Genomic DNA, 3,865 nt, shown 5'->3' on the forward strand with positions numbered 1-3,865 from the left:
ATTCCGGACGGTGAACGTCCGGAATCCTCCCCCGTCGACCACACCCCGGCCAACACCTCACCTGACATGACGTGCACGATTCCTGGAGGTATTTCGGCCCGGTACGGCGCCGTCAGAACCTGCGAGAAATTATGAAGTGGCCTCCCACGCGGTCACCGCGCCACCCGTGACCTGGTCGATCCAGGCGCGGTAGCCGGGGACGCTGTTGTAGATTCCGGGGCCATTGAGGCAGTTGCTGCTGTTGTTGCCGGATCGGCTGGTGGCGCCGGTCAGCTTACCGTCCAAAATGGACGGGCCGCCGGAATCGCCGTAGCAGGCACTGGTTCCGGGGGCGCCCTGGAAGCAGATCTCTTTGCCTCGTTTGAAATCGGCGGTGCACCTGGAGTCCGCGACGGTCGTGGTGTCCACCTCGCGAAGCTGTGGCGACGAGCCACCGCAACCAGGGCTACCGCACGTCTGACCGTGCCCGATCAGTTTGTTGACAGTGCCGACGGCCGGGGTGGAGGCCGCGATCTTGATCGGCGTGCCCGTGGCCGCTCGCGAGAGCTTCACCACGGCGATGTCGTTCGCACCGAGGGTCGCGCTCGTCGCCGTGATGAGTTCACCGCCGGAGCCGGTGTTGACCGAGCCGATCCGTGCGGAGAAGCCACCACCGGTGGAGCCCTGTACGCAGTGCTTTGCCGTGACAAGCCATTGCGGGGCGATGAGCGACGCTCCGCAGAAGTGACGACCGTTGCGCTGCAGCGACGCGAAGAACGAGTAAGGCGTGGTGACGACCTTGCCGCCGATGATGAAAGGTTCGATCGGCGGTCCGGCCGGTGACTCGGCCACAGCCGCGGGCCCGGCGAAGAGCGACCCGGCAAAGAGGGCGGCGGCGATCACGGACATACGTCGGATCCACATGATTTTTCGGCCTCCTGCTGAGAAAGGGGAGTCCTGCATGGGAAGGGATTCGGTAGTCAGATCGATCTACACCCCACCGTAGTGCTCTGTAGGGTATTCGCTACCTCCGTTGGTACGGAATCGGACATACCATCGGCAGGCGGGCATGGGGACTGGGTTTTCGCCGGTTCATCGGACTGGTTCGGTGTGCGGCTTCGCCGATAACCTCCGCCCGCAGGCGACGACCCGCGGCATCGGGTTCACAGTCGTGAACCCTGGCATGATCGACACTGCGGTCAGGCTCCACCATCGCGATGAGCCCGGGTTCGGTGGTCGAGGGTCGGACGGCGCGCTCATCTGTCCATTGTGGATTTCCGGGCCGCTCAGACCCGGCTGTTCTGCCTGGAGGACGTGGAGTTCCGGGTGGCGAGGCCGACGGCTCGGACGGCCGTATTGCGGAGCGCCAGCCCGTGCCGAGTTCGCGGAACGAGCAGCGTGGCGACGAGGCTGACGCGACGGTGCCTCGGGTCCACCTGCCGCCGGTGCTTCGCTTCGTAGGCCCGAAAGGCACGCTCATGGTCACCGGGATGCGCTGCGAGCGCTTCGGCCAGCGTGTGTGCGCCTGCCATCGCCATGCTCGATCCGTCGCCGAACAGGGCTACGGCGGATGCCGCGTCCCCGAGCAAGGCCACGCGGCCCCGCGACCACTTGTCCATCCGCACGTTGGCGAGCGGATCGAAGAAGGGCGCGGGGTGGTTCTGGTACGCCTCGACCAATTCGGGGCTCCGCCAGCCGATTCCGGCGTACGCCTCGGCCACCATGCGCTTGTGGAGCGCGGCGTCGTGACGGTCGTAGCCGGGCACCCGCCCGCCGCGGAAGGTGAACATCGCGAGTGGTTTCCCCCGGGACGGGTGGATGGTGAGCATCCGGCCGGGCGCGGTCAGCATCACAGCCACCTCCGGGTCATCGAGCGCGCCGGGCTCGATCGGCACCGTCGCGCCGTACATGCCCAGGCCGGTCGTGAACTGCTCCGCCGGTCCGAAGACCAGGCGGCGCACCGGGGAATGGATGCCATCCGCGCCGACGAGCAGGTCGAAACGGCGCGGCGGTGACCGGCGGAAGGTGACTTCGACCCCCGATCGGTCCTGGCGGAGGCTGGTGATCGTGTCGTCGAAGAGGAACTCCGCGTCGTCGCGCGCTGCCTGGTGGAGCACCGTGGACAGGTCGGATCGCGTTACTTCGATCGACTGCGGGGAAGCCGTCGGGACACGGAGAAGCTGCCACCCGTCCTGATCGAGGAGCGAGAGGACACGCGAGCCGGTGGCGACCTCGCGCAACCGCGTGAGGATGCCCATGCTCCTGGCGACCGTCAGGGCCGGTTCCTTGACGACGATGGCACTGCCGCCGGACCTCAGCTCTTTGGCCTGCTCGACGACCGTCGGCCGATACCCGTGCCGGGCCAGCCAGTATGCGAGAGCCGGGCCGGCGATACCGGCGCCGTGGATCAGGACGCGGGAAGGCGTCATGGCCGCAACCTTTCGGAGAAGGGAAGCGACGAGCGCCGCAGGCTTCGTGCTCAAGCGAAGCCCGGATCGGTTGCCACGCACCCACTGAAGGTACGTCGCTCGTCGTACCTTCAGTCAAGCATGCCCGTAAGGTACGATGCAAGACGTACCTGAGGGAGGTGAGGCGATGACCGGGTCAGGTCCAGCCGGGGACGTCGATCTGGGCACGGTGTTCCGCGCGCTCGCCGACGAGCATCGCCGCACCGTGATCGTGGAGCTGGCGGCGGACGGGAGCGACAGCGAGCGCACCTGCAACTCGTTCGATCTCCCGGTGTCCAAGCAGACGCAGACGCACCACTTCCGGGTTTTGCGCGAGGCCGGGCTCATCCACGAGATCAATTACGGGAACCGGAAGGGAATCCGGTTGCGCCGGGCGGAAATCGACCATCGGCTCCCCGGCCTGCTCGACCTGCTGGCCGCGGAGCGCCGCGACACCGCGACCGGCGGAAGCGCCTGATCCGCTCCGATGAGGGGTGGTCGGCGCGCCGCCGGACGGTGCCGCGGCCCGCTTGCGGGATCAGTTGAAGATCACGTCCGAGCAGGAGTAGAAGGCCTCACCGGAGTCGGGCCAATGGCGCTGCCAGATCGAGTAGATCAGGTGCCTGCCGGTGCGCCCGCCGGGCAGGTTCGCCTGGAGCTGGTAGGCGTTGCCGACGATCCGCGGGTTGTCCTGCTTGTAGAACGGCGTGTTCTCGAGGTCGGACCACTTGAGCGGTTTCGCCGGGTCGTAGCTCGGTTTGGTGACGTACAGCTCGAAGGTGCCCGGGTGTGCGGCGGTCAGCTGGTACCGGAAGGTGTACGGGCCGCTGGCCGGCAACGTGGTCGCCGGCCAGTCGGCGCGGGCGAGGTCGAGTCCCTTGTACTTGCCCCGTCCGGCGCTGCACAGCTTGCCGTCCGGGATGATCTCGCGGCTGTGGCCGCTGGCGTCGCCGATGTTGACCTCGTCCCAGTCGTAGATCGGCCAGCTGTCGCCCACCGCGATGGCGGCCTTGCACGCGGCGGATCGCGGGTTTTCCGGGCCCTCCTGGAAACATTGCATGATCCGGCTGATCGGATTGCCCATCGAGCCGTGCGCGAGGGCGGGGACGGCGGTGAGCGCCGAGACCGTGCTGAGCACGGCGGTGAGTATCGCGACTTTTACGGCGGAGCGGGAAAACTTCATCAGAAGGTTCCTCTCATGAGAGGTCTAGACCACACCACGGTAGGTGTCCCGTCGCACCGGCGTGTAGGCCCGAAAGTCGTACACGGCTGGGTGATCGGCCTCGGCTGGGCCAGTTCGTTGACCGTTTTGCCGTCTGTGTCCAGTATCTGGATTGTATTAGTGTCAGGTTGGATGGCGAAGTCCGTGAAGGCCTCCTTCCCTACCCTGAAAGTAGGGAAGGAGGCCTTCACGGAACCTGGCGTAGGCGGGAGAACGT

General features: G+C 66.7%; 4 protein-coding genes. 1 reads left to right on the forward strand and 3 read right to left on the reverse strand.

Annotated elements, in window-relative coordinates; translation table 11 throughout:
• Positions 1-129: 129 nt before the first annotated feature.
• Both ACFWMR_RS42465 and ACFWMR_RS42470 read right to left on the reverse strand, forming a co-directional pair.
• The gene (locus tag ACFWMR_RS42465; RefSeq protein WP_378382484.1) at positions 130-888 is read right to left on the reverse strand and encodes a S1 family peptidase; all 759 of its coding nucleotides are present in this window, start codon (positions 886-888) and stop codon (positions 130-132) included.
• Between the two features lie 377 nt (positions 889-1,265).
• Positions 1,266-2,408, reverse strand: coding sequence for an FAD-dependent monooxygenase (locus ACFWMR_RS42470; RefSeq protein ID WP_378382481.1), 1,143 nt, complete (start codon positions 2,406-2,408; stop codon positions 1,266-1,268).
• A 166-nt stretch (positions 2,409-2,574) separates the two neighbouring features.
• On the opposite strand from ACFWMR_RS42470, the gene ACFWMR_RS42475 reads away from it, so the two are divergent.
• Positions 2,575-2,904 carry an ArsR/SmtB family transcription factor gene (locus ACFWMR_RS42475; protein ID WP_378382482.1) on the forward strand — a complete coding sequence of 110 codons (330 nt, stop codon included), beginning with the start codon at positions 2,575-2,577 and terminating at the stop codon, positions 2,902-2,904.
• 60 nt (positions 2,905-2,964) lie between these two features.
• Here ACFWMR_RS42475 and ACFWMR_RS42480 read toward each other — a convergent pair whose 3' ends face one another.
• A complete protein-coding gene (locus ACFWMR_RS42480; protein ID WP_378382483.1) occupies positions 2,965-3,609 on the reverse strand; it encodes a lytic polysaccharide monooxygenase auxiliary activity family 9 protein in 645 nt (214 codons plus the stop codon).
• Positions 3,610-3,865: the final 256 nt, after the last annotated feature.

The sequence above is a fragment of the Amycolatopsis thailandensis genome (genome assembly GCF_042723255.1).
GTDB lineage: Bacteria > Actinomycetota > Actinomycetes > Mycobacteriales > Pseudonocardiaceae > Amycolatopsis > Amycolatopsis thailandensis.